This is a genomic window from Acinetobacter sp. 802_lipA, assembly GCF_058242885.1.
Map to the genome: position 1 here is coordinate 572736 of NZ_JBZAYP010000001.1, position 26762 is coordinate 599497.

At 42.0% G+C, this 26762-nt stretch carries 25 protein-coding genes; 14 read left to right on the top strand and 11 right to left on the bottom strand.

Annotated elements, in window-relative coordinates:
- Positions 1-96: 96 nt before the first annotated feature.
- Both mumR and AC4CU3_RS02830 read right to left on the bottom strand, forming a co-directional pair.
- Positions 97-1008 (bottom strand): LysR family transcriptional regulator MumR, encoded by a 912-nt coding sequence (gene mumR / locus AC4CU3_RS02825; RefSeq protein ID WP_279043505.1) that lies wholly within the window; start codon positions 1006-1008, stop codon positions 97-99.
- Between the two features lie 343 nt (positions 1009-1351).
- On the bottom strand, positions 1352-4312 hold the full coding sequence (locus tag AC4CU3_RS02830; protein ID WP_279043503.1) for a heavy metal translocating P-type ATPase: 2961 nt from the start codon (positions 4310-4312) through the stop codon (positions 1352-1354).
- Between the two features lie 82 nt (positions 4313-4394).
- Here AC4CU3_RS02830 and AC4CU3_RS02835 point away from each other — a divergent pair, with 82 nt between their 5' ends.
- The 4 genes from AC4CU3_RS02835 to AC4CU3_RS02850 all read left to right on the top strand — a co-directional run bounded on the left by AC4CU3_RS02835 (position 4395) and on the right by AC4CU3_RS02850 (position 8540).
- Complete coding sequence (locus AC4CU3_RS02835) at positions 4395-4790, top strand: MerR family transcriptional regulator (RefSeq protein ID WP_279043501.1); 396 nt, start codon at positions 4395-4397, stop codon at positions 4788-4790.
- 71 nt (positions 4791-4861) lie between these two features.
- Positions 4862-5452 carry a 5-formyltetrahydrofolate cyclo-ligase gene (locus AC4CU3_RS02840; protein WP_279043500.1) on the top strand — a complete coding sequence of 197 codons (591 nt, stop codon included), beginning with the start codon at positions 4862-4864 and terminating at the stop codon, positions 5450-5452.
- Positions 5453-5600: 148 nt separating this feature from the next.
- Positions 5601-8030: an endopeptidase La gene (gene lon / locus AC4CU3_RS02845; protein WP_279043498.1), complete on the top strand. Its 2430-nt coding sequence runs from the start codon at positions 5601-5603 to the stop codon at positions 8028-8030.
- Positions 8031-8159: 129 nt separating this feature from the next.
- Positions 8160-8540, top strand: a complete 381-nt coding sequence (locus AC4CU3_RS02850) for a VOC family protein (RefSeq protein WP_005399831.1) — start codon at positions 8160-8162, stop codon at positions 8538-8540.
- A 245-nt stretch (positions 8541-8785) separates the two neighbouring features.
- On the opposite strand, the gene AC4CU3_RS02855 is transcribed toward AC4CU3_RS02850, so the two are convergent.
- Complete coding sequence (locus tag AC4CU3_RS02855; protein WP_279043496.1) at positions 8786-9727, bottom strand: M28 family peptidase; 942 nt, start codon at positions 9725-9727, stop codon at positions 8786-8788.
- A gap of 146 nt (positions 9728-9873) precedes the next feature.
- On the opposite strand from AC4CU3_RS02855, the gene rlmH reads away from it, so the two are divergent.
- The 3 genes from rlmH (at position 9874) to AC4CU3_RS02870 (ending at position 12165) form a co-directional block, all read left to right on the top strand.
- Entirely contained in the window at positions 9874-10356 is a 483-nt protein-coding gene (gene rlmH / locus AC4CU3_RS02860; protein WP_004980899.1) for a 23S rRNA (pseudouridine(1915)-N(3))-methyltransferase RlmH, read from the top strand.
- A gap of 108 nt (positions 10357-10464) precedes the next feature.
- Positions 10465-11241 (top strand): dioxygenase family protein, encoded by a 777-nt coding sequence (locus AC4CU3_RS02865; RefSeq protein ID WP_005399833.1) that lies wholly within the window; start codon positions 10465-10467, stop codon positions 11239-11241.
- A 141-nt stretch (positions 11242-11382) separates the two neighbouring features.
- The gene (locus AC4CU3_RS02870; RefSeq protein ID WP_279043494.1) at positions 11383-12165 is read left to right on the top strand and encodes an META and DUF4377 domain-containing protein; all 783 of its coding nucleotides are present in this window, start codon (positions 11383-11385) and stop codon (positions 12163-12165) included.
- Between the two features lie 76 nt (positions 12166-12241).
- Here AC4CU3_RS02870 and gdhA read toward each other — a convergent pair whose 3' ends face one another.
- A complete protein-coding gene (gdhA, locus tag AC4CU3_RS02875; protein WP_259233442.1) occupies positions 12242-13585 on the bottom strand; it encodes an NADP-specific glutamate dehydrogenase in 1344 nt (447 codons plus the stop codon).
- Positions 13586-13932: 347 nt separating this feature from the next.
- On the opposite strand from gdhA, the gene AC4CU3_RS02880 reads away from it, so the two are divergent.
- The gene (locus AC4CU3_RS02880) at positions 13933-14727 is read left to right on the top strand and encodes an RnfABCDGE type electron transport complex subunit B (protein WP_078389899.1); all 795 of its coding nucleotides are present in this window, start codon (positions 13933-13935) and stop codon (positions 14725-14727) included.
- A gap of 2 nt (positions 14728-14729) precedes the next feature.
- Positions 14730-15440 carry an endonuclease III gene (nth, locus tag AC4CU3_RS02885; RefSeq protein WP_078389900.1) on the top strand — a complete coding sequence of 237 codons (711 nt, stop codon included), beginning with the start codon at positions 14730-14732 and terminating at the stop codon, positions 15438-15440.
- Positions 15441-15452: 12 nt separating this feature from the next.
- On the opposite strand, the gene AC4CU3_RS02890 is transcribed toward nth, so the two are convergent.
- From AC4CU3_RS02890 to AC4CU3_RS02905, 4 genes are all read right to left on the bottom strand, one after another.
- Positions 15453-15650, bottom strand: coding sequence for a hypothetical protein (locus AC4CU3_RS02890; RefSeq protein ID WP_168159165.1), 198 nt, complete (start codon positions 15648-15650; stop codon positions 15453-15455).
- An 82-nt stretch (positions 15651-15732) separates the two neighbouring features.
- Positions 15733-16392 (bottom strand): adenylate kinase, encoded by a 660-nt coding sequence (gene adk / locus AC4CU3_RS02895; RefSeq protein ID WP_004980915.1) that lies wholly within the window; start codon positions 16390-16392, stop codon positions 15733-15735.
- Positions 16393-16469: 77 nt separating this feature from the next.
- Entirely contained in the window at positions 16470-17786 is a 1317-nt protein-coding gene (locus AC4CU3_RS02900) for a DUF445 domain-containing protein (protein ID WP_004694304.1), read from the bottom strand.
- Positions 17787-17849: 63 nt separating this feature from the next.
- Positions 17850-18368: a hypothetical protein gene (locus AC4CU3_RS02905; protein WP_004980918.1), complete on the bottom strand. Its 519-nt coding sequence runs from the start codon at positions 18366-18368 to the stop codon at positions 17850-17852.
- A gap of 241 nt (positions 18369-18609) precedes the next feature.
- Here AC4CU3_RS02905 and mrdA point away from each other — a divergent pair, with 241 nt between their 5' ends.
- From mrdA to AC4CU3_RS02925, 4 genes are all read left to right on the top strand, one after another.
- Entirely contained in the window at positions 18610-20655 is a 2046-nt protein-coding gene (gene mrdA, locus AC4CU3_RS02910; protein ID WP_279043488.1) for a penicillin-binding protein 2, read from the top strand.
- A gap of 2 nt (positions 20656-20657) precedes the next feature.
- Positions 20658-21224: a 16S rRNA (guanine(966)-N(2))-methyltransferase RsmD gene (gene rsmD / locus AC4CU3_RS02915; protein ID WP_279043486.1), complete on the top strand. Its 567-nt coding sequence runs from the start codon at positions 20658-20660 to the stop codon at positions 21222-21224.
- 207 nt (positions 21225-21431) lie between these two features.
- The gene (locus tag AC4CU3_RS02920) at positions 21432-22166 is read left to right on the top strand and encodes a sulfite exporter TauE/SafE family protein (RefSeq protein WP_279043484.1); all 735 of its coding nucleotides are present in this window, start codon (positions 21432-21434) and stop codon (positions 22164-22166) included.
- Between the two features lie 166 nt (positions 22167-22332).
- Positions 22333-22656, top strand: a complete 324-nt coding sequence (locus AC4CU3_RS02925; protein ID WP_279043482.1) for a hypothetical protein — start codon at positions 22333-22335, stop codon at positions 22654-22656.
- Positions 22657-22738: 82 nt separating this feature from the next.
- Here the strand turns inward: AC4CU3_RS02925 and AC4CU3_RS02930 are convergent, their stop codons facing one another.
- A complete protein-coding gene (locus AC4CU3_RS02930; RefSeq protein ID WP_279043480.1) occupies positions 22739-23335 on the bottom strand; it encodes a 1-acyl-sn-glycerol-3-phosphate acyltransferase in 597 nt (198 codons plus the stop codon).
- 277 nt (positions 23336-23612) lie between these two features.
- On the opposite strand from AC4CU3_RS02930, the gene AC4CU3_RS02935 reads away from it, so the two are divergent.
- On the top strand, positions 23613-24089 hold the full coding sequence (locus AC4CU3_RS02935) for a copper resistance protein NlpE (RefSeq protein WP_279043478.1): 477 nt from the start codon (positions 23613-23615) through the stop codon (positions 24087-24089).
- A 141-nt stretch (positions 24090-24230) separates the two neighbouring features.
- Here AC4CU3_RS02935 and AC4CU3_RS02940 read toward each other — a convergent pair whose 3' ends face one another.
- Both AC4CU3_RS02940 and AC4CU3_RS02945 read right to left on the bottom strand, forming a co-directional pair.
- Positions 24231-24635: a hypothetical protein gene (locus AC4CU3_RS02940; RefSeq protein ID WP_279043476.1), complete on the bottom strand. Its 405-nt coding sequence runs from the start codon at positions 24633-24635 to the stop codon at positions 24231-24233.
- 206 nt (positions 24636-24841) lie between these two features.
- Complete coding sequence (locus AC4CU3_RS02945) at positions 24842-26107, bottom strand: anaerobic sulfatase maturase (protein ID WP_279043474.1); 1266 nt, start codon at positions 26105-26107, stop codon at positions 24842-24844.
- Positions 26108-26762: the final 655 nt, after the last annotated feature.

The following is a 26762-nucleotide window of genomic DNA, read 5'->3' on the forward strand; positions in this document are numbered from 1 at the left end:
CTTATCAGACACGATAAGCTGCTTTTATGGTTTTTCAAACAAATTACGGTTTGAGATAAAGAAACATCACTTGTCAAAAAGCTGCGTGCGCCTCAATTATTTTTTAATTTTCTCAAGCAGTCTTTTCATTGCACTTTCAGAAACAGTGACTGCGACATCGGTTAATTTCTCTTTCAAGGCAGAATCATTTCCTTGCATATAAATCGAGGTGAAATGAAAAGTTTTGAGCTGGATCGGGGTATTTAAAATCTCTAAACGACCATCTGTAATTTCCTTTAGCGCCGTTAAGGTCGGCACAACAGCGATCCCTAAACCTTGCTCCGCAAGACGCAATAAGGTCGCAAGCGAATAACTGGTAATAGACAGCGGCTCATCCAGTGCCTGCTCTTTCATTTTGGCCTTGAGCTCTTTATAGGGATAGGTAATTTTCGGATAGGTTAAAATGGTATGAGACATCAATGCCTTAAATGACATTTGACCCACACTACCTTTGAAAGATGGAGCTGCCAAAAAACTCAGTTCAAAGTCACACAGCGCCTGCTCTACACACTCAAAAGCCAAAGTCGGCCCCAACAAAAAGGCCATGTCCAAATCCCCCGTACGCACACCTTCTTGCAAATTTGGGGTTAAATCCACCACAATTTCCACAGAAACTTTGGGAAACTCTTTTTGTACTTTTTCGATATATTCAACCAGCCACGTATAAACGATGGTCTCGGAAACACCTAAACGAATCGTTCCTGTGAGATGTTGGTTTTCAGTCAGCTCAGCCACCAAATCGGTTTCCAAACGCATAAACTTTTCAGCATATTTAAACAGGGTTATGCCTTTATGAGTGGGTTTAAGCTGTCGAAAGCTGCGATCGAGGACTTTAAAACCTAAATCATTTTCAAGAGAGGTGATTTTTTGTGAAACGGCAGGCTGGGTCGTTTGTAATTTTGTGGCAGCCTTATTGAAACTATTTAAAGTCACAACCCAATAAAATGCTTCTAGATTTTTTAAATTCACCCTGAACCCTGCCTTTACTCCATCCCGCTTATAGTACGGCAGTTACCACTATTTTTTAAGTTCCTGTTTTATATAATTTCAAAATGACTCACGAGAGGACGCTCATTAAAGCTTTATGACTTTCACAAACACATCCATTTTGCATCTTTTAACCAACCGTACTCGGTCTAACCGGATCAAGGCCCTTTAAATTAAGTTGGATTAAGAAAAAACTCTTGAAAGGCTTAATGTTTATTCGCACTACTCGTCATTCCATCACGAATCACCATAAAAAAAGCACCTTTGTTTAAAAGATGCTTTTTAAAACTCAACTTAAAAAGAGACTGTAAAAATCTAAAAATGCTTATTTACTCTTCTGTAAGCGCAAAGCGTTTAAAACCACGGACAGCGAGCTCAGTGACATCGCCACCGCAGCGAACATTGGGGTGAGTAATAAACCCGTTAATGGATAGAAAATTCCTGCTGCAACAGGTACACCCAAGCCGTTATACACAAAGGAAAAAGCAAGGTTCTGTTTCATATTACGAACACCCAGTTTCGCCATATGTAGCGCATCGGCTGCTCCACGAATATCACCTTTAACCAAAGTCACTTGTGCGGTTTGTTTAGCGATATCGGTTCCGTTCCCCATGGCAATTCCGACATTGGCTTGTGCCAAAGCAGGTGCATCGTTAATACCATCTCCCGCCATAGCCACAATTTTACCTTGAGCCTGATATTTCTTCACGATCTCCAGTTTTTCAGTTGGCGTACAGTTGCCATAGACTTGTTGAATACCCAATTCCTGAGCCACCAACAGGGCATTTTGTTCATGGTCACCTGTTGCCATGACCACTTCAATGCCATCATCAATCAGCTGCTGAATAACTTGCTGAGCATTGGCCTTAATCGCATCGTGAATAGCAATATAAGCCAGCACTTCTTGGCTATTACTTAAGAAACTGATCACATTGCCTGTCGCACGCTGCTGATTCAACTGGCTTTGCAAAGTATCATCTAAAGTGATGCCGAATTGCTCAAGCAGCTTTTGGCTACCAATATAGAGGGTTTGCTCGCCAATCTGCCCTTTGACGCCAAAGCCAGTCACATCCTCAAAGTCTGCCACTTTAAGCAATTGCTGTGCAGGAACAATTTGAGTCAGAGTTTGAGCAATCGGGTGACTTGAATATTGCTCAATCGAGGCAATCCACTGTTCAACTTGAGTTTGTTCCACATTTGGGCTGAGCAACTGAATTTCTTTAAGACTCGGCTTACCTTCCGTCAGAGTCCCTGTTTTATCGACAATCAGCGTATTCACTTTACTTAAAGCTTCAATCGCCTCTGCATCTTTAAACAGTACCCCTTTTTGTGCCGCGCGCCCTGTAGTGGCCATCACTGACATTGGCGTTGCTAAACCCAGCGCACATGGGCAGGCAATAATCAGTACCGCCACCGCACACATCAGTGCCAAATCAAATTGTGCACCACCAAACACCATCCAAGCGGCAAAGGTCAACACACTAATCAGTAACACCACAATCACAAAATACTTGGCAAACACATCGGCCAAACGTTGTAACGGTGCTTTAGAACGCTGTGCTTCTGCCACTGTCTGAATCATTTTCGCCAAAGTGGTATTCGCCCCGACCGCCGTGGTTTGAATACGAATACTGCCTTGTTGATTGACCGTACCGCCAATCACCGTGTCATGCACTTGCTTTTTCACAGGCACAGGTTCACCCGTCATCATGGCTTCATCGACATAGGTTTTGCCTTCCACCACTACACCGTCCAGTGGAATCTGCTCGCCCGAGGAAATCTGTAAAATATCGCCTTGTTTGACCATGCCGATATCCACTTCTACCACTTGATCGTTTTGAACCAACTTGGCTGTGTTGGCTTGCAGTTTGAGTAAGGCTTTGAGTGAATCTGCGGTCTTGGCACGCGCTTTCAGCTCCATGATTTGACCAAGCAAACTTAATGATACGATCATACAAGCCGCTTCAAAGTACACTGCAACGCCGTGCCCAGTTTTGGCTTCCATTGGAATAACACTTGGGAAAATCGTTGCCACTACACTATAAATATAAGCTGCCAAGACCCCAACACCAATTAAGCTCCACATATTGAGGTTACGGGTTTTATATGAGGTCCAGCAACGTTCAATAAAGGGTTTACCTGCCCACAGCACCACAGGGGTCGCAAGTACTAGCTCAATCCACGGCTGAATATGCGGTGAAATGAAACTATGAAGATGTGAACCCATCGCCAAGACAAACACGATCAAAGTCAGCGGTAAGGTCAGCCAAAAGCGATGGCTAAAATCCAGCAATTCAGGATTCGGTGCATCATCTAAAGTCGGTTGCATCGGCTCGAGTGCCATACCACAAATCGGACACGTCCCCGGCCCCTTTTGTACAATTTCAGGGTCCATCGGACAGGTATAGTCCATATCCGCAGCCCCTTCAGGCACAGGACGCTGATCGGGTGGAATCAAGTAGAACTCAGGGTCAGCCTTAAACTTATCTAAGCAAGAAGGATTACAGAAATAATAAGTCTGTTGCTGATAATCCGTTTTTAACTCTGTATTCGGATCAACGGACATACCACAGACAGGGTCCATAAACTCAGCTGATCCAGATGGAGCATGATGTTCATGTTGATGTTTCCCACCACCACAGCAACTACTTTTGGCAACTTCTACTTTCGGCTTGGGTGCACAGCAACTGACTTTAGTGTCTGGCTGTGTTTGCGGTTTGAGCGCACAACAGGACGTTTTTTCCTCAGCCACTTTCGGAGTTGAACCACAACAACCTGATGCTTTCACTGCCGAATTTGAAGAATCAGCCTTTACATAAGCCTCTGGCGTTGCAATAAACTTTTGCAAACATTTTTCACTACAAAAATAGTAGTCCTGCCCCTGCCATTCAGTATACGGTTTACTTAAATCTTTTACGGTCATACCGCATACTGGATCAATAAATGTGGTCTGCTCTGTATCTGACACAGCTTTTGATCCGCAACCACAGCCTTTGGAAATAACTACAGCACTACCCTCTTTCGCCTGAGATGAAGCATTGCTTAAATCTGTTTTCGGTTTACCACAACAAGTGCTTGATTGTTTTTCTGAGCCTAAGTAAGCCTCTGGGTTAGTGGCAAATTTATTTAAACAGCCTGAGCAACAAAACAAATAACGAACAGATTGATGCTCATACACATGTGGAGAATCTTCCGCCACTGTCATACCACAAACTGGGTCGATCCTTACCACCGTAGGCGCTAATTTATCTTTGGAACAGCAAGAAGTTTTGTGTTGCTCACTCATTCTGACTCACCTTTTATTTTTTGATTGTGTTAGCATAAAGTCTGTACCTAGGTACTGAGTCAAGCCTTTTGGAGATTATTTTATGCTCACTATCGGCAAACTGGCAAAACACTGTCAGGTGAATGTGGAAACCATTCGTTATTATCAACGCATTGGTCTGATGCGCATTCCTGAAACCACCCAAAGTTATCGCTACTACAGCCAGCAAGACATTGAAACTCTGGGCTTTATTCAAAAAGGTAAAGATGCGGGCTTACAGCTGAGTGAAATTCAAGATCTACTACATTTGCAACTGGATGACCGCGAAAAAGTCCGTCATGTGATTCAGCAACGTCTGGAAAAAATTGATCAACGGATTCAAGAATTAAATGCACTGAAACAGCGGCTTTCAACTTGGGTGGATGAATGTAAAACCACCACCGACAGTTGCTGCCCTATTTTGCAAGAACTGAAAAAAGGTTCAACGATTGCACCATAAACAATTGCCATCTTTTAAATTTGGCGATCACTTTCACACTTATCTTTTCGATACTCAGGACTGCGTTCACCATGTCGATTGAACTTGCCCAACTCAGAAAACAGCTTCGCAAACAACGCCGACAAGTTTCCTCCTACCAACAGCAGCAGTCCGAACAGCAAATTTTACAGCGCTTAAAACGCGTGCCCGAATTCAAACAGGCCAAGCATGTCGGTATATATCTACATGCCTTTGGGGAAATTCAAACCCATAAAATCATTACCTATTGTTTTCATCAAAAAAAAGCAGTGTATTTGCCTATGATTTGCAATATGAATCAGCGCTTGGTGTGGGTCAAAGTTTCACGTCATCAATTTCAAAATAAACGCTTTTCACACCATCCGCTGGGTATGCAAGAGCCCATGGCAACACGTGGCCAGCACGTTTCACATTTAGATCTGCTACTCATGCCCTTATTGGCGTGTGATCCTTATGGCACACGCATTGGCATGGGCGGAGGTTTTTATGACAAAACCTTAGCTTCTGCGCCCTATCACCGTCCGTTTCGCCTTGGTTTGGCTCATCACTTTCAGCTGGTCTCACAGCGCTTGATTCGAGAAACATGGGATCAGCCTTTGGATGGGCTGCTGACCCCTCAACAGCATTTACGCTTCAAGCGCTAAAATTGACATTTTTGACTGTTGAGAATACTTAAAAATCACATGTTTAGTCATTTTTTATACAATTTATTTTGACCTGCCCTTGTATTTTCTAAAATACCCATCACTATAAAAAACATGGCAACACCGTTGTCACTCATTAGGAGTGCCCATGTCTGAAATTATTATGAATCAAGAAACCTTAGAGCCTCAGGTTCCAAGTGTATTACCACTTTTAGCGTTACGTGATGTGGTGGTGTATCCACACATGCAAATCGCGCTATTTGTAGGTCGTGAAAAATCGATCAATGCAGTTGATGTGGCTCGTAACAGTGACAATCTAGTATTTGTAGTTGCTCAAAAAGATTCTCTTTCAGAAGAAATTGATCACGACAACTTATATCAATACGGTACTGTCGCGAAGATTGTGCAAGTTGTGAATCATGAAAATGATGAAAACTGTATAAAAGTATTAATTGAAGGCTTGCATCGTTCAAAGCTAGAAAAAATCATTGATGAAAATGATTATCTAACCGCAGAACATGCGCTTAGCCCAATGTCAGTCCACATTGACGAAACCACGCAAGAAACACGTGTACAAGAATTACGTGCCCTGTTTGCTCAATATGCTGAAGCAAAGCTGCGTAATGCACGTGAACTGATTGCTGCTGCGAACAAGATTGACGATTTACTCCAATTGTTATTCTTCGTAGCGACCCGTGTTCCACTGAATATTGATGTAAAGCAAAAATTCCTCGAGCACGATGAATTTGAAGCACATTTACAAGAACTGATGACGTATTTATTGCAACAATCTGAAGAGCAACAGATTGAGCAAACTTTACATGACTCAGTGAAACGTCAAATGGAGAAAAATCAACGCGAATACTTCCTCAATGAAAAGATGAAGGTCATTCAGCGTGAGCTTTCTGACATGAACGGCGGTGCGGAAGATGACGTTGCTGAAATTGAAAAACGTCTTGCCGAAGCTGATTTGCCTGAACACGTGCGTAAAAAAGCCGAAAGTGAATTCCGTAAACTCAAAGCAATGCAACCTGCGTCTAGTGAAGCGGCTGTGGTGCGTAATTATATCGAGGCTATTTTAGATACGCCTTGGAATAAAGCCAGCAAAGTCAGCATTAACTTAAGCAAAGCGCAAGAAATTCTCGATGCAGATCATTACGGCTTAGGTGACGTGAAAGATCGTATTGTGGAATATCTCGCAGTTCAATCTCGCGTGAAAAAACTCAAAGGTCCGATTCTATGTTTAGTTGGTCCTCCAGGTGTAGGTAAAACTTCACTGGGTGAATCCGTTGCTAAAGCGACAGGTCGTGAGTTTGTGCGTATGGCACTTGGTGGCGTACGTGACGAAGCGGAAATCCGTGGTCACCGTCGTACCTATATTGGTGCGATGCCGGGTAAAATTGTGCAATCTTTAACGAAAGTTGGTGTGAAGAACCCATTGTTCTTGCTCGACGAAATCGACAAGATGGCACAAGACTACCGCGGCGACCCTGCTTCTGCATTGCTTGAAGTACTCGATCCATCACAGAACAGCAAGTTTAACGATCACTATTTAGATCTTGATCTGGACTTGTCTGAAGTGATGTTCATCTGTACTGCGAACAGCATGAATATTCCAGAAGCATTGCTTGACCGTATGGAAGTGATTCGTCTACCGGGTTATACCGAAGATGAAAAAGTCAATATTGCTGAGCGTTACCTTGTTCCGAAAGCCATGAAAAATAATGGTCTACGTGCGAAAGAATTGACTGTTCATGAAGAAGCGATTCGTGACATCGTACAACGTTATACACGTGAAGCCGGTGTGCGTAGCTTAGAGCGTGAAGTCTCTAAAATTGCCCGTAAAGTTGTAAAAGAAGCGGTCAGCAAGAAGGCGAAAAACCTACAAGTCGACGTGACTTCGGCTAACCTTCCAGACTACTTAGGTCCACATAAATTTGACTTTGGTATGGCGGAAGACGAAGCCCAAGTCGGTCGCGTAAACGGTTTAGCGTGGACTTCAGTCGGTGGTGAGTTGCTGACCATTGAAGTTGCAGCTGTGAAAGGTAAAGGTAAATTCATCACCACAGGTTCACTCGGTGACGTGATGAAAGAATCCATTACTGCAGCTATGACTGTCGTGCGTACCCGTGCAGATGAATTAGGTATCGAGTCGACACGCTTTGAAGAAACAGATGTTCACGTTCACTTACCAGAAGGTGCAACACCGAAAGATGGCCCTTCTGCAGGTTTAGCGTTAACAACTGCATTGGTTTCTGCTTTCACAGGCATACCAATTCGTCCAGATATTGCCATGACAGGTGAAACCAGTCTCGGTGGTCGTGCAATGCGCATTGGTGGCTTGAAAGAGAAACTACTGGCTGCACACCGTGGTGGAATTAAGCTGGTCTTCATTCCTCAAGACAACGTCCGTGATTTATCCGAAATCCCTGACAATGTTAAAGAAGGTTTAGAGATTAAAGCGGTGAAATCGATTGATGAGATTTTACCACTGGCGTTGACCTCTATGCCTGAAGCTTTGGTCAAAGCACCCATTGTGAAAGCTGTCGACGAAGGCAAAAAAGCTGCACGCCACTAATTCTGCATCTTAAAAAAAGAGAGCTTCGGCTCTCTTTTTTATTACAATTTACTGTAGATAACACCACACATCTTTATGCTTTTATTTCCTACAATAATTTGATCAAAGGATACATGTAGGACAACTAAAATGAAAAACCCGATTGGCTGGTTTGAAATTTATGTGGATGACTTATCTCGTGCCAAACAATTTTATGAATCTGTTTTTAATATTCAATTAACTAAATTAACCCCACCAACGGATGAGAATTCACTGCAAATGTGGGCTTTCCCCTCAGACATGCAAGCCTATGGCGCTTCAGGTGCACTGGTGAAAATGCCAGGCCTATCCGCAGGAGGAAACAGTACCTTAATCTATTTTTCATGTGACGATTGTGCGAATGAAGCGAGCCGACTTGTTGAGTCTGGTGGAAAAATTCATGAAGCAAAAACGGCCATTGGTGAATATGGTTTTATTGTGCTGGCCTTTGATAGCGAAGGAAATATGATTGGCCTACATTCCATGACGTGAAACGAATGAAACTCCAAATTTTCGCTTAGTTGGTTTGAATTTTTGTATTAAACCTTTTCTGCAATCATGACTCAGACTTGAAAAATCGATAAAAAGCCCGATATAAATAATAAGAACAGATACGCGCTGTATGTTTCTTTTTATTGATGATTTGAAATTGCATGGTCATCTGATTCTCCAGACGGATGACCTTTTATCGCAGTTCTCGCTACTTGGGAACTGCGTTTTTTATGGCTCAAAATACATTAAGGTTTCAATAAATGCTGTACCAGCCCATCGATCACATTTGCCATTTTGGACAAATTCAACGTCGCTAAGCGGTCTGCTTTGGTATGGTAGTGACCATTTCGATAAAATGCGGTATCGGTAATCATGACTGCGGGGATATCAAACTCCCAATAATTCAAATGATCTGAAAAATCAAAAGCGTTGGTAAAGCTCGGAGCAACCAAACGCTGACATTCCAACAGATCAAGTTGCTGCATCGCTGTACAATAGCCTGCACCTAAATCACGTGAGCTTACGTTACTCACTGTCGCAATAAAATTACCATGGGTTGGATAAATCCACTTTAAGCCCACAGGATAGCTTTGGATGGGTTGTTCACTAAAGAACCCGATCATTTCTAAAATATACACGCCTTTAATCTTATCTTTTTGTGACTGAACCGATTTCGCATGCACATAGCTGCCCATTTGTTCAGTTTTAGAAAACGGTGGTTCTTCTAAACTATAGAACACGAAGTCCACATTGTTAGGCAGTTTAGACTTTTGCTCTGCCAAAATACGCGCCGTTTCAATTACCCCTGCAACGCCAGAGGCATTGTCATCTGCACCATCTTGATCGCCAAAGACGTCATAATGTGCCCCAACAATCACGCGGTCTGCCCGTCCGACGTTTAAACTACACACTACATTTCGGTAGATTTGCTGATTGGCCGTAAAGTTTTGATAGTGACACGGAACGCCCAATAAGCGCATTTGTTCTTTGATCCATGCAGAGACACGGTTCAGTTCCTCAAGGTTTTTATAGTTACGTGCTTTGCCCTGACCAATCACTTGCTCCAAATAAACTTGTAGGTTTTGTTCATCAGCCATTTTGACGTTGCTTGCAAATACCTGCCCTGTGAAAGTACCCAGTACAACAATCAACAAAAAAGCCTGTTTTTTTAAAGTTTTGAGCCACATTGTTATTATTCCAAGTATTTCTTATTCCTCTCATCTGTTGAATTAAGCAACATTAGTTCAGTGAATTCAATTGCATTTTGTTTCGTCTCACTGCAAAGCCTTGCTTTCACCGTTATAATGAATCGTCTCCTTATACATGACCCATTATGAAAATCCGTATTCTGACCATTGGTCAAAAAATGCCTGCATGGGTACTGACTGGTTTTGAAGATTATTTCAAACGTATTCAACCTTTTGTGCAAACGCAAATTATTGAACTGCCAATGGCAAAGCGCGGTAAAAATGATTCAGAAGCAGATATTTTAAAATACCGTCAAATTGAAGGTGATAGCATTTTAAATGCAATGAAAGGCAACGAAGTGCTGATTGCTTTAGAAGTCGGTGGCCGTGAGTTTAGCACCGAAAAACTGGCAGAAACCATGAAAGGCTGGATGCTTGAGGGCAATGATATTGTACTGGCAATTGGTGGGCCTGACGGTCACTCTGAAGCAGTACGTAAAGCAGCTGCTTGGCATTGGTCTTTATCCAAACTGACCTTACCTCACCCGATGGTTCGCGTGATGCTGATTGAACAACTCTACCGAGCTATGAGTATTAACCATAATCACCCTTATCATCGTGCAGGTTAAGCTCAAGTAATGTTCCATTTTTGAAACAATACGTTGATATTTCCCCCATTACACAGATGATAAGAATCTGACAAAATTCTTTTCATCTTCTGCTATTAGGCTTTCACAATGAACTTACAAACGCTACCCGGCTTATTCATTTCTCATGGCTCACCCATGCTTGCGTTGAATCCAGAGCAAGTTGGGCCTGCGTTGCATCGTTTGGGCCTAAACTTACCGACACCACAAGCAATTGTGATTATGTCCGCACACTGGGAAAGTAACTCACTTGAAGTAAGTACTGGAGTCCGTCCTGAGACATGGCATGACTTTCGAGGCTTTCCTGCTGAGCTTTATGACATTCGCTACCCAGCACCCGGTCAGCCTGTTTTAGCCGAAGAAATTCTACATTTATTGGCAGAAGCCGGTTTTTCAGCTCATGCAAACAGTACTCGTCCGCGTGATCATGGCGTTTGGATGCCTTTACTCCATATGTATCCAGATGCAGACATCCCTGTGGTGGAAATCTCACTCCCGATGAATCTGTCCGCAGAAGAGATTTATAAAATTGGACAAACTCTTGCGCCACTACGCGAGCAGCAGGTCTTGCTCATTGGCTCAGGGAGTATTACCCATAACTTAGCCGAATTGTCTTGGCATGGTCAGTCACAAGCGGTACCTGAGTGGGCGTCGACGTTTCGTAATCATGTGGTCGCGAAACTTAGCCATCAGGACTTTGACGCTATTTTAGACTGGGAATCGATTCCTTTTGTCCGTCGTAACCACCCAACGTTGGAACACTTTGCCCCAATATTCTTTGCGATGGGTACAGGTCATCGTTTCAATATTGTGCATAGTAGTTTTACCATGGGTGCACTGGGCATGGACATTTACCGTTTTGATTAATGTATAAATTTTACTTATATATTAACAAAAAAATATTTATGGATGCATTTTGAAACCCAAAAGAACTGAATGTATCCATTCTTTTAAAAACAACATCGGATATCATGTATCTTGTTATTTTAAATCAAGAACTTGTAACCCATGAAATTAAAATATTTAGCGATTGCCCTTTTCCCTCTCGCACTGACTGCTTGCCAATCATCTGATATTCAAAAAGTAGGAGATTTGGCTGTGTCTGTACTACAACAACAAAATGCAGATCAAACACTCGCAAACTACCATTGGAGTGCGAACACCGTGGATGCGCCTAAACCTTTGGTTTTAAACTTTGACAAACAAGCAGGTCGTTTAGGCATTGCAACCAGTTGTAACGGTATGGGTACCAGTTGGAAAGTTGAGAATAATCAAATCGTCACGGGTAACCTGATGTCGACTCAAATGGCATGTGAACCAAAAGCCATGGCTCAAGAAGGCGTTGCAGCAGATTTATTTGACAACCGTAAGGCACCGTTTGTTTTAAACCTAAATGATCCTGATGCACCAACACTAACCGTGGTATCGGCAAAAGGTGAAAAAATTGTATTCACAGGTAAGCAAACTGCTGAATCGAAATATCAAAGCCAAGGTGAAACTGTTTTCTTAGAAATTTCACCTGAAACTAAAACATGTTCTGCAGGTGTTGCCCGTATGGAATGCCTACAAGTTCGTGAAGTTAAATATGCTGAAAATGGCGTAAAAACACAGGTCGATAAAGACTGGACGTTATTCTATAACCATATCGATGGCTTCACTCATAACCCTAAAGAGCGTCAAATCGTGCGTGTTAAACGTTTTGAAATTGCCAACCCTGCGGCTGACCAATCAAAATATGCTTATGTTCAAGACATGATTATTGAACGTGAAGCAGTAAAAGGTTCATTGTAATCGTTCAATGACCTAGAAAAAAACCGAGGCCTCAAGCCTCGGTTTTTTATTGGGATTTTTCTAAGTGTATATAAACTTAGAATACGCCTTGAGCAAGCATTGCATCTGCAACTTTTACAAAGCCTGCAATGTTGGCACCATTTACATAGTTCACAGTACCATCTGCTTGTGTACCGTATTTCACACAGTTACGGTGAATTTCTTTCATGATCGCATGTAAGCGCTCATCGACTTCTTCAAAAGTCCAACCCAAACGCAAAGCATTTTGTGACATTTCTAGGCCAGAGGTCGCAACACCACCCGCGTTGGATGCTTTACCTGGTGCGTATAAAATTTTCGCTTCAACGAATTTTTCGACTGCATCTAAGGTAGAAGGCATGTTTGCCCCTTCAGCGACACAAATCACTCCATTTGCAAGGAGTACTTCAGCATCCGCCTGATCTAACTCATTTTGAGTTGCACATGGCAATGCGATATCACATGGAATAGACCATGGACGCTGCCCTTCTAAGTATTCAAAACCATGCTTAGACGCAAACTCAGAAATACGACCGCGCTTCACATTTTTCAGTTCCATCACTTCAGCAAGTAAAGCATCGGTGAAACCTGCTTTTACATATACCGTACCCGCAGAGTCAGACAATGAAACGACTTTTGCACCTAGGTACATTGCTTTTTCAGCAGCGTACTGTGCTACGTTACCAGAACCAGAAATCGTGACTGTTTTGCCTTGGAAGCAGTCGCCACGTGTTTTCAGCATTTCTTCAGCAAAATACACTGTGCCGTAGCCCGTTGCTTCAGGACGCGCCAAAGAACCACCAAAGGTTAAACCTTTACCAGTAAACACACATGAAGTGTCATTACTCAGCTTCTTCATCATGCCAGCCATATAACCCACTTCACGGCCACCCACACCAATATCACCCGCAGGGATATCCGTATTTGAACCAAGGTGACGGTATAGCTCAATCATTAGCGCTTGGCAAAAACGCATAATTTCGCCTTCAGACTTCCCTTTAGGATCAAAGTCTGAACCACCTTTACCGCCACCCATTGGCAGTGTCGTTAACGCATTTTTAAAGGTTTGTTCAAAGCCTAAAAATTTTAGGATCGATAGATTCACCGATGGATGAAAACGCATACCACCTTTAAATGGACCAATTGCCGAGTTGTACTGAACACGGAAAGCACGGTTGACATGCGTTTGACCTTGATCATCCACCCATGAAACGCGGAATTGAATCGCACGCTCTGGCTCAACTAAACGTTCTAGCAAGCCGTGGTCTGCATAACGAGGATTTTTTTCAATGAACGGCCAAAGGCTGGTCATGACTTCCTCTACCGCTTGTAGAAACTCGGGTTGATGTTCATCACGTGTTTTCACGTAATCTAAAAACTCATTAAGGCTGTTATATTTCAACGCTTAATCCTCAGCAGAAAATGGATCAAAATTGGTCAAATTTTATAAACAATGTTAAATTTTGGCGCAAACAATTAAATATCTTTTACCAACAATTCACAACACATTTCTTTTAAAAAACATATTTATCATTTATATAACAATTATTTATATAAAATATACCTAGAAACTGCTTATAAAAAAACACCAATGAAAACACAGGTTTAAAATCTTTTTTTGCTCAAAAATGATGCAATCAATGAACCATTTTAGAACACAGGATTAATCAAAAAAAACATGGTAAAATTCAGTGATCTACCTATTTCTTCTAATATCTCTGCAAATTCATCTGCAGGATTGGTTTACGCATGAATTCGCACATTTCCCTGATCCAAAATATCGATGCTCTCCTTCCCCAAACCCAATGTGGACTCTGCGGACATCGTGATGGATGTCTGCCTTATGCCCAAGCCATCAGCGAAGGTGAAGCAGCCAATAAATGTGTACCCGGCGGGCAGCCTGTAGCCGATGCATTGGCTCAGTTGCTAAACCGACCAGCATTAATTGCAGAGGAAAGTGTTTGGCCTATTCAAGCCGATGGCCGCCCACAGAGAATGAAAGCAATCATTCGTGAAGATGAATGCATTGGTTGTACCAAATGTATTAGTGCCTGTCCTGTAGACGCCATTGTTGGCTCGGGTAAACTCATGCACAGTATTTTGACTGACCTGTGTACAGGCTGTGAACTGTGTATTCCGCCTTGTCCTGTTGACTGTATTGACCTTATTCCAGATGTAAGCGGTATACCGACGGAAATCTTGCGCAAAGCTGAGCAAGATGATTTAAGACAACGCTATTACGCGCACATTCAGCGTGAAGAAAAACAGCGTCTACACCGTAAAGGTCCAGTAGTTCGTGCAGAAATTGATACGGCGTTATTTGCCCAGTTTTCAGCACAGAACGATGCTGTACCTGATATTCAAATCCTCGACAAAGAGCCAGAAATGGCAGCAAAGCTCGATGCAAAAGCCACCATTGAGCTGGCGAAATTACGTGTACAAATCAAAAAACTAGAAAAGCAGCTCAGCGTGCGTGAAGATACGAAAAAACGTCTGTTGTTAGATGACTTAACCCAACAGCTTCATCAGTTACAGGGAGCTTAAGCATGCTCACTACAAGCGGAAAACCCGTAAAAAGCATGACCAAAAAGCAAATCCAAATCTTTTTTGAACGTTTACGCGCGCAACGTCCAAATCCCAAAACTGAATTGAATTATTCGAGTCCTTTTGAGCTGTTGGTGGCTGTGACCTTGTCTGCTCAGGCGACGGATGTGAGTGTCAACAAAGCTACAGATAAACTCTTTCCAGTCGCCAATACACCTGAAACGATTTATGCCTTAGGGGTCGATGGTTTAAAAACCTACATTAAAACCATAGGCTTATATAATGCAAAGGCTGAGAATGTCATTAAAGCCTGTAAGATACTGATTGAAAAACATAACAGCATCGTGCCAAACAACCGTGCCGATTTAGAAGCTTTGCCCGGTGTAGGACGAAAAACCGCCAATGTGGTCTTAAATACTGCTTTTGGACAACCCACCATGGCGGTCGATACGCATATTTTTCGTTTAGGCAATCGTACAGGGTTAGCGGTCGGCAAAAATGTGCTTGAAGTCGAACACCGTTTAGTTAAAGTCATACCGAAAGAATTTATTGTTGACTCGCATCATTGGCTGATTTTACATGGTCGATACTGCTGTATCGCACGCAAACCGAAATGCCATGAGTGTATTGTTTCAGATGTGTGTAACTGGCCAGATCGTTTTGAATTTGGTGCAGCACGTATTGCCACAACGACGATAGAAGCTGAACATTAAAGTTCAGTTTTTTTATTGTTGATTTGATTTATCTTTTAAGTCTTGCTGCAACTTCGGATGTAACTGACGTTCTGGTTGCTTCTTCGACATTTTTTCTTGTTTACTGACATCGCGTAGCATTTTTACGCTAATGTAAAACAAACCCACCAATACCGCCGCAGCAACAATAATTAAAACAATGATTCCAAATTGTGCCACACGCGACTCCATTTTTAGAGGATCAAGAAAAAGAGCCCTAATATGACTTAGAGCTCTTTCAATGTCAAAACATTGCCATGTTTAAAACATGCAATTATTTGTCTTGATCAAGAATCGCAAACAAATCTGCTTGTACTTCGTCAATTGGACGTAAGCCATTCAACTTGTCATAGGTTGGTGCATTTTCACCAGACGCTGCGCGACCTTGGTAGAAACCAACCAACTGTTCAGTTTCAGTGTGGTATGAACCTAAACGCTTACGAATCGTTGCTTCTTGGTCATCAGGACGTTGTACCAGCTCTTCACCAGTTTCGTCGTCCTTACCTTCCACTTTAGGTGGGTTGTAAACGATGTGATAAACACGGCCCGATGCAGGGTGCTGACGGCGACCAGAAAGACGTTGTACGATTTCTTCGTCAGGTACATCAATTTCAATCACGTGATCAATGTTGATGCCTTCATTTTCAAGCGCTTCGGCTTGAGGAATGGTACGTGGGAAACCATCAAAGATACAGCCATTTACACAGTCAGGTTGCGCAATACGTTCTTTCACTAAACCAATGATCAGTTCATCAGATACAAGACCACCATTGTCCATCACGCTTTTAGCTTGTAGACCGAGTTCAGTTCCTTCACGAATTGCAGCACGGAGCATATCACCGGTTGAAATTTGTGGGACATTGTAGCGCTTACAGATCAACTGAGCTTGTGTACCTTTACCTGCTCCAGGTGGTCCGAGTAAGATAATGCGCATAAAAAAACATCCTCATTTAAACAATGTATTTGACACTTTGTACATGTCGAAAAATTCGACATATTTTTAGCATCTAATTATAAGAAAGCTACAAACAAATGTATTGTACCCGCAATGAAGCCCGTTACCCCACCCAATAAAATCAAAATCCATTCGTCTTCCTGAAATGCAGGACGTAATAAGTTTTGAAATTCTTTCGGTGTTAGCTCTCGAATACGGTCTCTAAACATTTGATAGATTTTCTGTGCACGGCTCGCATTGAACGCTGGGTCGCATACAGGCACCATCGTAATTTCAATTGAACGATCAATCAAGTCCGTCTTGAGTTTTGCGTATTCACGTGGCCCCAAAGACAGCTGCAAAGATGTTCTCACCAATGGCGTTTCCATGATTTCATTAATATGACGTTTGACAATACGACGGGTCTTGTCTTTTTTATTGCCATACATCATTTCAGTCATGATGGATTTTAACGTAATCAGGTCTTCTGTGACTACACTTGCAAACACATCAGACACTTCTTCTTGGCGCTTCATGAAAGCGCCTTGTACATTATAAGTCCCAATGCGCGGAATCACAGGTTTAATCCATGGAAACTTACGATCTTTTGTTAATTCAGTCAGTTGTAAGTATCGAACATAGTGTGGCTCAATTGGATTAAACACCATCCAAATCGCAATCCAGTTGGTTAAGAAGCCCCATACCGCGGCCCAAAATGGCACGGTCCAATGCCATGGCACCACAAACCAAACAATCATTTGGAAGATACCAAAGAACATCCCAATGAGTGCACTAATATGCCAAATAAAGTTGATTTCTTTCTGACCCACTTTCAAGAACATACGCACCATCAGTCTGCGGTCACCTTCCATTTGGCTAACCACCATATCGCGCATATCCACAAGTGACTCGACGTTCATGGTCAGTTCGGTCACTAATTCTCTGAGCACAGCCGGAAGCTGTTTGTGTGCCTGCGCATAAATTCGACGCTTAATCGAATAAGGTAAGTTTTCCCAAAGTACGGCATTACGGTCAATCATGACTTCATCAATCAGGTGCTCAAGTTCAAAACCAACTTGCTCACCAATGATCCTCGCCATATCCTCAGGATCCATTGCATCTAAAAATTCACGCAAAGAACCAAGCTTAGATAAGGTGTTATCCGTAATGATGCCTGAAATACGCCCCGCTTTTCTGGGCACAATACCCTGCCAACCCACAGGCAAAGGCCCAATATGAAAACCCCAAAATGTAATCGGGTAAAAGACCATTTTCAGGGCCATCCAAACGTGCGCCCAAGTCACAAAAGCAGTCACAGGAATAATGCTGAGTACAGCCCAAAAATCGGGTCGATTCAAAAAGGTTTGCCACAACTGATTGACGTACTCAAGCATGCATAACTTCCATATTTAATTTTATTAACTGAATTATATAGCGTTTTAAAAAAGATATTGTGTCTATAAACCGAAACTTAGAGTATAGGAAAATTGTAGTCTCGGTTCAGTTTCTGCAACCACATAGCCCGATTTGGCTTCGAGTTTTTCCCCTGCACCAATCCCTACACTGAAAGTGCTGATTCGCTCAGGACTCAGTAACACATAAGCAAGATCTACACCACCACCAAGGCGAGATTCGTACTCGCCATCTACTTTCTTGCTGTCAATATGCCCTGCGTAAACACCGAGATAATAGCCATTTTTATCTTTACCAGTAAAATGAACTGGAAATCTAAAACCCAGCTGACCACCTACAGGGTAATCATCATTGATAAATACCCCAGCTTTTGCATATGCAATGCCATAAGGATTTACCCATTCCAAATTGGTGTGCAGTAATTTCTGCGTTACACCAGCCCCTACATTCCACGTTTGAGCACTGCCAGCAGGAATTTTCGCATCTGGCAAAAAGGAATTATCTTGAGCGTAGGCTACGTTTGCACAGGCAACAAGTGCCAACACTGGATAAATTCTTGTCATTATTGTCACCATTATCCGTAATGTTATTTTAGTAATTGGTCCCTTTTTACAGGATTTTGACTGTAGCAGAATTTATAAAACACTTATATACAGCAATTTATATTTTTGATGTCTATAAAGTCAAAATTTAGGCAAAAATGAAAAACAGAAGCAGCGATAACAAATATCAAAACAGTGTGACATGCGTTAGAATAGCGCGCAGGTATTTTCCTCTTTATCCATGTGTTTAAGTCGATTTGGTATGAAACAGCACTTTCCTTTAAAAAATGTCCAACAAGAAAAGCGCATTTTTCGAAATCGTACCTTTATTTCCATGGGTATTGTGGTTTTCTTCTTGCTGATTTTAGTCACTCGCTATGCCTATTTGCAGCTGGTTCAATTTGACGAGTTTTCAACTGCATCCGATCAAAACCGTATCCGCCTACAACCTTTAGCCCCTGCACGTGGTTATATTTATGACCGCAATGGTGTGCTGTTGGCGGACAACTATCCTGTCTTTACCGCGACGATGAGTCGAGCGGATGTGACGGATATTGATGCCACCATTGAACGTTTAACGCCAATCTTAGAACTCACACCAGATGATATTGAACGCTTTAACAGTCGTATTAAAGCCTCACGTAAAACTGAACGCGTTTCAATTAAACTTAATCTCAATGAAAATGATATCGCTCGCTTTAGCGAAGTTAAGTATCAATTCCCTGGGGTTAATATCGAAACCCAGATGACGCGCTACTATCCACATGGTGAACTGTTTGCCCATGTGATTGGTTATGTGGGTCGAATTAACGATAAAGAATTAAAAAGCATCAATAAAGATTTGTATGCGGGCACTAACCTGATTGGTAAAATTGGGGTAGAAAACTCCTATGAAGATTTACTACATGGTGTACCTGGAAATGAGTCGGTCGAAGCCGATGCGCATGGTAACGTGTTGCGTCATTTAGGTCGCAAAGAACCCGTTCGTGGTAATGACTTATATCTTTCACTCGATTATGGCTTGCAGACGGTTGCCTCAGAGCAGCTTGCAGGTCGTCGTGGTGCCATCGTGGCGATGGATCCACGTACAGGTGAAATCCTCGCCTTGGTCTCAAGTCCAAGTTTTAACCCTAACCTGTTTGTCACCGGCATTAGTCATACCGACTATAGCGGTTTACGCGATAACCTCGATCAACCCTTATATAATCGTGCTGTGCAAGGCGCTTACCCACCCGGCTCAACCATTAAACCGATGTTTGGTTTAGGTGGTATTCATTATGGCTTAATTGATTGGGGCACGGCCATTTCCGATCATGGCTATTTCACACTTCCGGGCGATTCGCATAAATTCCGCGACTGGAAAAAGTCAGGACACGGCGTAGTCAACTTGCATAAATCACAAGTAGTCTCTTGTGATACCTTCTTCTACATTCTGTCGTTCCGTATGGGCATTGAAAAAATGAACACATGGATGCGTCAGTTTGGCTTTGGTGAAAAAACTGGTGTGGATTTACCAAGTGAAAGTACAGGTCTTTACCCCAACCCTGAATGGAAAATGCGTACCCGAGATGCTAAGTGGCTCAAAGGGGAAACCATTTCAGTAAGTATTGGACAAGGCGCTTTTACTGCAACACCACTGCAATTGGCCATGGCAACAGCCATTACTGCCAACCATGGTTCACATGTGATTCCGCATGTTTTACAAACCAGTAAAGGCGCGAAACCACATAAAGACTTAAATGCACCTGATGGCAGGATCCAGTTCAATGGCACCGATCAAGACTGGATACAAATGCGTGATGCCATGGTCGATGTCATTGAAACAGGGACTGGGCGTGGCATTCGCACGCCAATGTATAAAATTGCAGGAAAAACTGGTACTGCACAGGTCAAAAGTATTGCCCAAGGTAAACGCTACAATGAAGCCCTGCTGACTGAACGTCAGTTAGACCACGGTTTATTCGTGGGCTTTGCACCTGCGGAAAACCCTGAAATTGCGATTGCAGTAGTGTGGGAAAATGGTCGCCATGGTGGTTCTGCGGCACAGCTGGCTCGTCCGATCTTAGACTACTGGCTGCTCACACGTCATAAAAATCCAATTCGTCCACAAAACCATCAAATTAGTGGTGGCTTGATGACAGCGGGGATTAAACCGGGTGAATTACCAAGTGGTAGCACTCCACCAGCGACCACAACTGGGGCAAGTACGGCAGCACCAACCAGTACTTCAAATACAGCACCCGCATCAACGGCAACAAATACCAGCCGTTCAGCTACACCACCTTCTGCACCTGTGGAGTCAGACTAATTATGAAAAATCAACTCCGCATCATTGGAGGGGACTGGAAACGTCGCCAACTGCCTTTTGCCAGTATTGAGGGTTTACGCCCTACGCCTGATCGCATACGTGAAACTTTGTTTAATTGGCTCATGTGGGATGTGCAAAATACCAATGTTTTGGATATTTGTGCAGGTTCAGGTGCATTGGCATTTGAAGCCTTATCTCGTGGTGCCTCAAAGGTAGTGATGATTGAACCTGACCGCAGTCAAGCACAGTTTTTAACGCAAAACTTGGAACTCCTTAAAGTCCCTAAGTCTCGTGCCCAGTTAAAAGTAGCGACTGCACAGCAAACATTACCCACCTTAAAAGAACAGTTTGATTTGGTCTTTTTAGACCCGCCGTATAGCCTAGAGCTATGGGAAGAATTGGCACTTTTGGCTGATCCTCTGATTCAAAATAATGGCTATATTTATGTGGAAGCCGACCGAGATTTGAATCAGTTAAAACTTCCAGCATCGTGGATTCAAATGAAGAACACCAAAGCTGGGTCTGTACGTGCAGGTTTATATCAAAAGAAAATAGTGGTTTCCCCATAATCTAGACACTTTTATGTCCTTTTGATTTACGCCATCACGAAAGAAAGTGGTCTTAGCGCATATTAGTGTGGTTCTGAGCTACGCTATGTCTGAAGATCAATATACATATTCAAAATCAAGCTAAGGTTTCAGTGATTTTTCACGCCTAAAAACTATGTAGACAGATCGAAAAACCGTACACTCGCTAAAATTTTAAATATATCGCATATGACTTGGTTGATCTTTATCTTAGGTGCAATGGTGGCGGGTTTTGTACAGGGGCTCACGGGCTTTGCATTTGCCTTAATCGCCATGTCATTTTGGGTCTGGATCTTGGCACCTCAGCTCGCAGCGCCCTTGGTGGTGTTCGCCTCAATCTGGAGTCACCTGATTTCCTTAAAGTCAGAATCAGCCTTTCAACTTGATAAAAATCTCGTTGCACCTTATATCTTTGCAGGTCTGATTGGCGTTCCATTGGGAACCTATCTGCTAGACATCATTCAAGCACATACCTTTAAACTGGTTCTAGGAATTTTTTTGATTCTTTGGTGTCCATTGACGCTACTTAATCCCCAAATTCGCTTCATTCAAAACTCTGGAAAATACGCCGATAGCAGTATTGGTTTTCTTGGGGGTGTATTGGGTGGGTTAGGAGGCTTTTGTGGCTCATTGCCTTCGGCTTGGGTCATGTTAAAAAACCTTCCTAAAGAGCAACAGCGCTCAATTTTAAGGCATTTCAATTTTGCCATTCAGCTATTCACCTTACTCACCTATCTGCTCCGCGGAAATTTAAACTTGCAACATTTACCCTATATGGGCATCTTACTTTTGAGTGTGAGTCTACCGGCCATGCTCGGCGCGCAATTGTTTTATAAGATTTCGGAGCGGCAGTTCAAGCATACGGTACTGGGTTTATTATTTAGTTCAGGCTATTTTCTATGTATCAGCTATCGCTTTCTGTAGTGCTATAAAAACCTGACTCTGCACTTTGGCATTGGCTTGGGTCAGCAATTGTGTGTTTTGTGTCAAAATAGGCTTATCTTTAAACAATTTGGCACTACTAGACTTCCTCCAGCTTCACAAATCTTTATACAATTGGCGCACCTTCCAACCCATCGCTCACCATAATATGAAACTGCCTCTTGCACTACTGAGTTTTTGCTTTATCAGTGCTTGCTCCATAAGCTCATCCAAAGAAATAAAACAAGCCGAAAAACTTCTCCAATCTTTTAACTGTCAAAATATAGAGCACGATCAGGCAGACCACAGCAGTATGACCAGTTATCATGAACAAGTGCTTGCCAGCAGCAAACAAAAAGCCCAATCCTATGTAGAAAGCTATCAACATGGCGATCAAATTTTTGACCTACCCCTGCCCGAAGTGATTGAAACACAGCTACAAAGTTATACGGCCGCATGCCAGTCACTAGGTGGGGTTTTACCCAATCCCTAGCAAAGCCCTTAAAATACGGTTAGCAATAAAAAAGACAGCTCGAAAGCTGTCTTTTTTAATTTCATAGGACTTAAATTTGAAATTAAGACACAGTTGAGCCGTTGTGATAGCGAGTATCGACACTGAAATCTTGAGGAAATTTAGCAGAAATTTGCGCATAAAATGCCATAATTTCAGCCATATCTTTTTCATAATCACCAGTAGGATAAATAATTTTACCCACTCCAGTTTTTTTCTTCGCATAATCCATATAGGCTAACGCAATTGGAACACCTGCACTAACTGCAACATGATAAAAACCTGTTTTCCATTGTTCCTGCTTGGCACGTGTCCCTTCAGGGGTAACCAACATCACCAACTTAGGGTGTTCTTTAAAAAGATCACTCATGAGTTGCACCATACTAGGACGCGGTTCACCTTCATGCTTGGGACGACGGTCAATACCTATCCCACCCATTGCACGAACAAATGGCCCAAATGGTAGTTTCATATAGCTGTCTTTAATAGTGATACGGACATGCACACCTAAGGCTTTTAATGCCAAACGAGCGTACAGTGCATCCCAATTGCTGGTATGTGGTACTGCAATCATTACACATTGATCGATATTCAAATCCCAATGATTATCAATCTGCCACCCCATTAAGGCTAAACTTTGTTCTGCAAGCTTTTCGAACACAAAAAATACCACATTACTGAAAATCCGCGCCGATTCTAGCAATGCTGCTGATCAAATACACGGCGAGACGCTCAATAAAACAACAATTAATCTATAAACGTATATTTTATTTAATTCCAAATATTTCAAGAAAAAACAGAACCTTTGAGATTAAAAGTAAAAATACGTGAATAGTATTCTTTATTGAATATACAGAAGCACTCACAGATCTTCACAGTTTCATCTCCAGCACTACTGTAAGGTAAAACTAAACATTGAATAATATCAGGTGCTGTATATGCAAAAGACTGTTTTAGCACTATGCCTATCTTTCACCATGTTAACTGCATGCTCAAAGCCAAATGAAAACAATCCTCCACCAGATCACAATGTCACGGCATCTCTGGACGACAGTGCTAGCGCAACCGTGATGGATACACCAGACACAGCAAATGCCTTAGATTGGGTAGGCACATATCAAGGGGTTCTACCCTGTCATGATTGTTCTGGGATCGACACTGAACTTGAACTGACCTTAGATCATCATTTTGTGCTGAAACAAAAATTTTTAGGAAAATCGAATAATAATTATGTGAATGAAGTGAAAGGCTCATTTCAATTTTTGAATGACTCTGATCAACTGATTCAGCTAGACTCATCAGGTGATAGCCGTATTTATTATATTGGTGCGCAATTTATTGAAATGCGTGGCGATAAAGGCCAACTACTGGACCAACCTGAGTCCAACTTTAAACTCACCAAATCCTTAGAATAAGACACTCGCAACATTCTGAATGATTTAAATTGCTTCTTTATATATCACAGCATAAATTTCACCCAAACATCAAAAAGGGAGCCAAATTACTTCGGCTCCCTTTTTTCATAATTTACTGCTTTTGGTTCTGCAAATTTTTATTTACTCACTAAAATCAAGCGTTGCAGCCTTTTGTACCGGCGGATAGTCCATCAAAGATTTAATGTGTGAACCCAGTAATGCCTGTAAAGGTTCAGAAATCCATTGCTTGGTTTTAATAATATCTGAACGGCCTCTGATACTATCAAAAGTCTCAAATGGGTCTTGGCGAAGGTTGTACATCACTGGAAATTTTTGCTTTTGATATGGGTCGTAATAATTTTTACTGGTTTCAAAATGAACTTTCCATTGATTAATACGAACTGCACGTAAAATCGATTCATGATAGTACAGAAAATTATCTCGCATACTCTCTTTTGATTTGTCCGTCCAATAGTTGACCGACTTGCATATCGTGTTCAACCATACCACTGCCGTATAAATCATCTTCTGAGGCCGCTTTGGCATGAGTGCTGTTGAAATGCTCCACCTATCATGGTCAAAGAGCGAGAAATTAAGCTTTATTGCGTAGTATTTTCCTTAAACACATTCGTATAAAACGAATTTTCATCCTAGTCTTAAACCCTATTATCACTAAAAATAAAAGAATATCAGTGCCTTACACATTTTATTTTCATAAAAATGCTTTTCTAAAAACCAATGACAACAGTTCTTTAGTGTGGTCGTATCCGTTTAGCAATTTCGTTTTTAGATAAAAGTGCAGTATGAAAAAACCGTTTTAAGCCTGTGCAGAGGTAATGCAAACCTGCCTCTCCATCTGGGGTTTTGAGATAACGGTCTTTTGGACAATCGCCCCAGCAATATTGAAGATATGGACATTTTTGGCAGTATTCTGGCAATGACTTGAATTTGGCATATGCAAATTTCTTTTGTCGCTCAGAAAAAACTAAATCGCCTTGGTGAATCTCGTGAATGTTGCCCAATTTATATTCGGGATAAACAAAATGATCACAAGAGAAGAGGTCGCCATTGTGTTCGACCGCCAATGATTTTCCACAAATTTGACCCGACACACATTTCTGCGCCCCATAGCCAAACATCATGGAAACCATGTTTTCAAACTGGTCGATAAAGACCTGCCCAAAGTCTTTCTGTAACCATTCTTTCCACACAGTTGAAAGGAATATGCCCCAATCATCGGCAGCAATCGACCAGTCGGTTACTACGGAATCAACAGTTCCGGGTTGTGCTGCTGAACTACCCAATTTAGGTAAATCTTGTAGATTCCAATGGCCTGGTGCTGTCTGCTGAAACTGGGCACTTTCCATTCCCGGAATCAGTTGAATCATGCGCGGTTGCACCTGATCGCGGATAAAACGATAAACCTCTAACGGTCGTTTCGCATTATCACGGTTCACCACACATAAGGCATTAAAGGGGACTTGATACTGGCGCAATAACGCAGCAGCCTGCATGACTTTAGCATGCGTCGGTTTTCCACCTTTGTTATAGCGATGGATATCATGCAGCTCGGCAGGTCCAGCTATGGATAAACCCACCAAAAAATCATGCTGTTTTAAAAATGCGCACCAGTCTTCATCCAGTAACGTGCCATTGGTTTGTAAATCATTTTCAATACGTTGCTGCGGTTTCGCATATTTTTTTTGCAGTTCAACCACCCGCTGAAAAAACTCCAACCCCATTAGTGTAGGCTCACCACCCTGCCAACTGAAAACCACTTCATTGCCCGTTTGCGCTTCGATATATTGCTTAATATGTAACTCAAGCATCGACTCAGACATACGCGGAACTTTTGGTTGCTGTAACATGTCTTGTTTATGCAAATAGAAGCAATAACTACAATCTAAGTTGCACTGTGCCCCAGTGGGTTTGATCATCACGTGATAGCGATAAGTTTGTCCCTGCACTTGCAGGTTTCTTAAAGGCGGAGATTCAGCTTGTATAGGTATCATTCGCATTTTTAGAGTCCTCATTTTTTTCAGCGTTCAGGCACAAATTCACAACTGTACAAAACCATGTACACAAGTCATTCTGCGAAAAGAGATTCGAGAGTTTCATTCCATTCATTGCATGACGTCTGCTGAAGACCCAAGTCGTTTGGTATTTTGAATGGATTAACCCGAGTGACTGTTGCCGCTAAACATGCAACAGGAAGGCTGCTATAAGATGACCTTGCAAATCTTTTGATAATTTCAATGTTTTATAATTCATTCTCTTCTTATCCCTAAGCTTAATTTTCATCAGCAAAACCACTGTGTAAGAGTAAAAATCAACAGCCAATTCCAATTTTGGCATACTGAAAAATACTGACCCATCTCACACAGTTGCATCGCTTGGTAGAGCACGTTATCAAACTTTGAAAACAGAGAAACCACTCAAAAGAATGGTAATTGCATTTTTTATGGTCTCTTTTTATTAAAGCTTTCTTCGGATTCAGATCATGTTCTAAAACTTATTATTCTTTAGTGTGTCCATGATGAACAAACCATAAACCAATGATTTTTAATTAATTTTATTACACATATAGTGCTTATGCTTTGAAGATATAAAACTTATATCCCAATGATCAACTGATTGATTTAACGTTTATCCTTCCCCCACTCCCAAATAATC

What these genes read in the sequence shown, in the direction of transcription:
- AC4CU3_RS02830 (WP_279043503.1), bottom strand. Translation starts at nt 4,312, where the DNA reads ATGAGTGAGCAACACAAAACTTCTTGCTGTTCCAAAGATAAATTAGCG.
- AC4CU3_RS02835 (WP_279043501.1), top strand. Translation starts at nt 4,395, where the DNA reads ATGCTCACTATCGGCAAACTGGCAAAACACTGTCAGGTGAATGTGGAA.
- AC4CU3_RS02840 (WP_279043500.1), top strand. Translation starts at nt 4,862, where the DNA reads ATGTCGATTGAACTTGCCCAACTCAGAAAACAGCTTCGCAAACAACGC.
- lon (WP_279043498.1), top strand. Translation starts at nt 5,601, where the DNA reads ATGTCTGAAATTATTATGAATCAAGAAACCTTAGAGCCTCAGGTTCCA.
- AC4CU3_RS02850 (WP_005399831.1), top strand. Translation starts at nt 8,160, where the DNA reads ATGAAAAACCCGATTGGCTGGTTTGAAATTTATGTGGATGACTTATCT.
- AC4CU3_RS02855 (WP_279043496.1), bottom strand. Translation starts at nt 9,727, where the DNA reads ATGTGGCTCAAAACTTTAAAAAAACAGGCTTTTTTGTTGATTGTTGTA.
- rlmH (WP_004980899.1), top strand. Translation starts at nt 9,874, where the DNA reads ATGAAAATCCGTATTCTGACCATTGGTCAAAAAATGCCTGCATGGGTA.
- AC4CU3_RS02865 (WP_005399833.1), top strand. Translation starts at nt 10,465, where the DNA reads ATGAACTTACAAACGCTACCCGGCTTATTCATTTCTCATGGCTCACCC.
- AC4CU3_RS02870 (WP_279043494.1), top strand. Translation starts at nt 11,383, where the DNA reads ATGAAATTAAAATATTTAGCGATTGCCCTTTTCCCTCTCGCACTGACT.
- AC4CU3_RS02880 (WP_078389899.1), top strand. Translation starts at nt 13,933, where the DNA reads ATGAATTCGCACATTTCCCTGATCCAAAATATCGATGCTCTCCTTCCC.
- nth (WP_078389900.1), top strand. Translation starts at nt 14,730, where the DNA reads ATGCTCACTACAAGCGGAAAACCCGTAAAAAGCATGACCAAAAAGCAA.
- AC4CU3_RS02890 (WP_168159165.1), bottom strand. Translation starts at nt 15,650, where the DNA reads ATGGAGTCGCGTGTGGCACAATTTGGAATCATTGTTTTAATTATTGTT.
- adk (WP_004980915.1), bottom strand. Translation starts at nt 16,392, where the DNA reads ATGCGCATTATCTTACTCGGACCACCTGGAGCAGGTAAAGGTACACAA.
- AC4CU3_RS02900 (WP_004694304.1), bottom strand. Translation starts at nt 17,786, where the DNA reads ATGCTTGAGTACGTCAATCAGTTGTGGCAAACCTTTTTGAATCGACCC.
- AC4CU3_RS02905 (WP_004980918.1), bottom strand. Translation starts at nt 18,368, where the DNA reads ATGACAAGAATTTATCCAGTGTTGGCACTTGTTGCCTGTGCAAACGTA.
- mrdA (WP_279043488.1), top strand. Translation starts at nt 18,610, where the DNA reads ATGAAACAGCACTTTCCTTTAAAAAATGTCCAACAAGAAAAGCGCATT.
- rsmD (WP_279043486.1), top strand. Translation starts at nt 20,658, where the DNA reads ATGAAAAATCAACTCCGCATCATTGGAGGGGACTGGAAACGTCGCCAA.
- AC4CU3_RS02920 (WP_279043484.1), top strand. Translation starts at nt 21,432, where the DNA reads ATGACTTGGTTGATCTTTATCTTAGGTGCAATGGTGGCGGGTTTTGTA.
- AC4CU3_RS02925 (WP_279043482.1), top strand. Translation starts at nt 22,333, where the DNA reads ATGAAACTGCCTCTTGCACTACTGAGTTTTTGCTTTATCAGTGCTTGC.
- AC4CU3_RS02935 (WP_279043478.1), top strand. Translation starts at nt 23,613, where the DNA reads ATGCAAAAGACTGTTTTAGCACTATGCCTATCTTTCACCATGTTAACT.
- AC4CU3_RS02940 (WP_279043476.1), bottom strand. Translation starts at nt 24,635, where the DNA reads ATGCCAAAGCGGCCTCAGAAGATGATTTATACGGCAGTGGTATGGTTG.
- AC4CU3_RS02945 (WP_279043474.1), bottom strand. Translation starts at nt 26,107, where the DNA reads ATGCGAATGATACCTATACAAGCTGAATCTCCGCCTTTAAGAAACCTG.